The 4,935-nt window shown below is 41.7% G+C and carries 2 protein-coding genes; both read left to right on the forward strand.

Annotation, left to right across the window (positions count from 1 at the left end):
• A partial coding sequence (locus tag ACTHMC_RS17005; protein ID WP_440414829.1) for a helicase-related protein occupies window positions 1–500 on the forward strand: 500 nt, incomplete at its 5' end.
• Window positions 501–1,352: 852 nt separating this feature from the next.
• Window positions 1,353–4,883: a hypothetical protein gene (locus ACTHMC_RS17010; protein ID WP_440414831.1), complete on the forward strand. Its 3,531-nt coding sequence runs from the start codon at window positions 1,353–1,355 to the stop codon at window positions 4,881–4,883.
• The last annotated feature ends 52 nt before the right edge of the window (window positions 4,884–4,935 follow it).

Here is a 4,935-nt window from a genome sequence, read left to right on the forward strand (position 1 = left end):
GTATTGAACTGATTGAACAACTTGCCTATCATGTAACCGAAGCACGTAAGGGACCGCTTTTACGATACCTGATCAAGCATGAAAACATGCAGCAGGTACTGGTGTTTACCTCTGCAATCAGAACGGCAGATAACCTTACCGGCAAGCTTCTCAAAAACCGTATTCAGGCAGCTTCTTTGCACGGACACCTTAGCCAGACTGCCCGTCTTGAAACCCTGCAACGTTTTAAAGCAGGTAAGCTACGTGTACTGGTAGCGTCTGATCTTGCTTCGCGGGGTATTGATATCCAGCAATTGCCCATAGTGATCAATTACGAATTGCCACGTTCTCCAAAAGATTATATTCACCGCATCGGTCGTACCGGCAGAGCAGGAATGTGGGGCAGAGCTATTTCGCTGGTCTGTCCTGATGACCAGCATCATTTTGGCATCATTCAAAAGAAGATGGGAAAAAAAGTAGTGATTCAGGAAAGTGACGATATTGATCTGCAGGGATTTTAATACTACCCGGCAGACATGCAACAGAACTAAACGCCTCTGGATTCAATTGAATCCAAAGGCGTTTTTTCTTTTCGATAAAGAGTAGCACACTCCTGGATGGCTTTGTTGAAAGCAATCCCTGTAAATCACCGATAAAAAGGATAAGACTGAGAGATGGAAATATATAACGGTTATCAACTGTTTTCCATTTTAAGTACACAGAAGCATTACTTTTTTCGCATATACTACCCGGTTAACGTTATTTTGTAATTGACAATTATCAACAACACTGACAAATTGATAAGAGTATTCTATTAATAACAAAATAATCTTTTAATATTCAGTCTCTTCTTTTTTTGATTCAAATCTTTTTAAGCACCTTGAATATAATTCATCAGGGGAATTGAACACCAAATGCAATTCTCCTATTTCTTAAAAACCTTGCCAATGAGAATATTTTTTACTCTCCTGCTATCATTACTTTTTTGTGGTAATATTATTTCACAAGGTCTCAATAAAGTTGTTTACCCCTCTCCGACTGCTGCATCACTAGGTATGTATTCCGAATTGCCGGTGAGTGAATACACGGGTGTTCCAGATGTTCAGATACCCATATATACTGTAAGGTCCAGCTCACTTTCTTTACCGATTTCTTTAAGTTATCATCCCAGTATCAAAGTATCTCAGGAGGCAAGCTGGGTTGGATTAGGCTGGTCTTTGAATGCAGGGGGCGTGATTTCAAGGGTTATCCGCGGGTTAGACGATTTCGGCAGCAATGGGTTTTATTATAATGCCGAATTACCGCCCTGTTACCAGAGCAATGACCCGATGGGGAGTAGCTATACAGCAGCACACAGAACTGCCTTTCAGGAAATGTATCTGAGAAATAAGGATCCGGAACCCGATTTGTTTTATTTCAACTTCAATGGCTATTCAGGTAAGATGGTACTCAACCCTGTTACACAGAAATTCACTCCGCTTCTTACCGAAAATCTGAACATCGAATTTGAATCGACTACTTCCAGCTGGAAAATCAATACGCCGGATGGAGTGCAGTACATATTCAAAAAGCAGGAAAAAACTACCAACTATAATTATTCCATGGAATTTGGAATCTATGACGGTACTTATTCTATCCATAATCCCAACTATATAGATACCAGACAACCTGTAACAACCACTTCTTGGTATCTGGACTCTATCATATCTCCATTGAACGACTATATCGCTTTTGAATATGATAACATAACTCACAAAGTAGCCAGCCAGTTGAGTGTAAGTAATTTAATATACAGAATGACGAATTTTCAACTATCAGGACAGCAATCCGGCAGTAATTACACATCTTCTATTCTCAATGGATGGTATGATTACACGTACGCCAGTCAGTCCGTTACCGATGAGGTATACCTGAAAAAGATCCTGACAAAAGATGGTCTTGTTGTTGACCTGATCACTTCAGACAGGAACGATATGGAGGTGCTGACACCTACCCATATGAATACATCAACCGAGAACAAGGCCCAGAAACTTGACCGGATTGAAATTTCCCACAGCTCCTTCCCCGGCAGAAAAAGAAAGTTTCATTTATATCAGAGTTATTTTTCTGATTTTGAGCCATACTTCAAGAACAGAAGGTTGCGATTGGATAGCCTGAATTATACAGACCTGACTGAACCATCAGCATTTCATCGTTTTTATTATGGAGAAGGCAGTTTACCTTCCAAAACATCCAATGCTGTTGATCATTGGGGATTTTATAATGGGGCAAGCTCGAATGATTCCCGTAGCAATACAGGATGGGGCACATTTCATGCAACTTCAATTCCTTCATATCAGCTGCAGACCGGCGGTACTATTCAGGGCGCCAACAGAAATTCCAATGAAGAAAAAAGCAAGGTGGCTGTTCTCAACAGAATTGTTTATCCTACTGGAGGAGCTGCCTATCTGGAGTATGAGTTGAATGACTATCCCAGAGTTGTTTCTGTTGCTACCATAACAAAAGATTTCAGGTCCGTATCAAGTGGAATACCAGGTGATACAGTCAACAGGTTAACACATTCCAACACTTTTACTTTAACAGCGCCCACCAGTGTTGTTCTATATTACAATGCCTATTCCCCCACTTCCCCCAAAACATGCCATTCTACAACCAATATCATTAACTATACCGGAATAACCAATATGGTATATGGCACTATCACAGGCCCTTCGTATTACCGGGAGTTCAAATATAATGACTGGACAATCCAGTGTGCTTATGATATTGGCGAGGGCACCATTGAGGTAACCTTGCAGCCTGGTACTTATACTATAAATACCTATGTTATCGGGCCTCCTTATGGTGCATTCAGGACCCTGGTGGGCGTACGCTATCCCCAGCAGATTTCAGTGCCTCCTTTTGACGATAAAGTAAAACTGGGAGGATTGCGGATCAAGAGTATTCTGCTGGATGATGGAATCAAACGCACCCGAAAGCATTACAGATACGTAAAAGAAATTTCCGGAATTGAAGCAAGTTCCGGTTTGCTGCTTGCCCCCATTAACTATTTCTTTGAAACAGGTGTGATTAATAACAATTATATGTCTCCCGGAGCCGGTCTGCTTTTCACTACAAGCTATTCAGGAACTTACGTTTGTGGTCAGAGCAACACGGTGTCTCCACTGGGGAGCTCGGCCAATGGGAATTCTATAGGATATGACCGGGTGGAAGAATATGTAGAGAACAGTGAAGAATCAGGTAAGACGGTTTATTATTTCAGCAATACACCTGAGTTGATCATGTCTACAATGATCGCAGGTGTACCTAACGAAGTTGCTTACAATAACGGATATCTGACAAGAAAGGAATATTTTTCTGGCGATAATATCCTGCTGAAATCCGAAGGTTATGTATACACTAAGAATGAAGGGATAAGCCCTACGGTGAAAGGATTAAAAATGTTCTCCCTGCCATTTGCCGCAAATCCTTTTCCGGTAACTTATCAGTTGCCTGATCTGATGAAATTCTATGACAATAAAATCGAATGGTGGCGTAAGATTAGAGATACAGTGACTGTCTATCATCAGAATTTATCCCAGAACTCCATTACTGAATATGAATACGACCCCACAAACTATGCAATAAAGGAAATTACCGGAAAAAACAGCAAAGGACAAATCACGAAAGAAAAATACTGGTATCCTCACAACACCTTAACTGAAACAACAACAGCGCCCGGCGTGCTATTACATATGCAGGACATCAATATGACCGGAAGCCCCCTGAAGACAGAAAGGTTCCTTAATAATTCCAGGATTGACGCCTCTATAACCAATTTCGGAGAGAACCTGCAGCCGGTCAATATCAAAAAAATAAAAGGCAGTGGCTTTGTCAATGCTATTGAGTTTGAACAATATGATGTTGATGGCAATCTGCTGCAATATCATGAAACCGGAAGCGCCAGAAAAACAACCATCTGGGGATACAATAAAACCAGACCGGTTTTCTCTGTTTCCGGACTGAGCTTTGGGTTTGCAGAGGAAGCATTCCAACATATAATGGTGGAAATGGGTTTCCCGGGCGGTCTCGATGATATAGACAACCTGCTGCTACAATTAGGTGATGTAAAAACGCAAACCCAGAAAGACCTGCTGGGAACATTGAATCTTAAGCTGAAAGAAAGGTTCCCGCTGGGAGTTTTTCAGTTCCAGACCTTTGACCTGTTCAATGGGGTAACCAGTTCAATTCAACCTAACAGCACTATTCAATTTTATACATATGATGATGTAGGAAGACTTACACTGATCCAGGATCAGGATCAGCATATTGTAAAGAAAATACAATACAACTCCAGTTTCAGAGTACCTAACCTTCCTCTTGCAGGTGCTCCTAATACCATTAAAATACCAGGATTAGACTACAAGCACCCTCTCGGTGAATTACTTTATACGGGACTGTCTCAGGTAGCATATCTGGGAAATGGCATGCACTTCAATGCTGATCCCGGGCTCCAGCTTGAAATGGTTGCCGGATCTCCTCTTACCGGACCAGGAAGAGAAGCAGTGAATATGACTAGCTGGATGGGATATTTCATTCTGGATGGAATGACCCTGGATCCCCAGCAAATTTACGCTGTTACCTACTGGGAGAAAGATTGCCAGCTTCAGGCTGTCACCAGTGAGGGCACTGAAACGATTATTTCAGACCAGATAATAAGGCAACATGGCGACTGGAACCTTCACAAGATCCTTTTTACGAATATCGGCGGGGGGGATCTTTTTCTGATCAACATGGGCATGTTTGGACATATCCAGGAACTCAGACTGTTACCGGATGGAGCGCAGATGACCACCTACGCATACGACAGTAACGGTGTATTGAAAAGCAAGTGTGATAAGGATTACGAGGTCACTTATTATTAATTAACTTCTTAGCACATATGCCCTTTACTCCTTCAAACCTTATACGAATGAG

It is taken from the genome of Pseudobacter sp., assembly GCF_051955275.1.
Taxonomy (GTDB): Bacteria; Bacteroidota; Bacteroidia; order Chitinophagales; family Chitinophagaceae; genus Pseudobacter.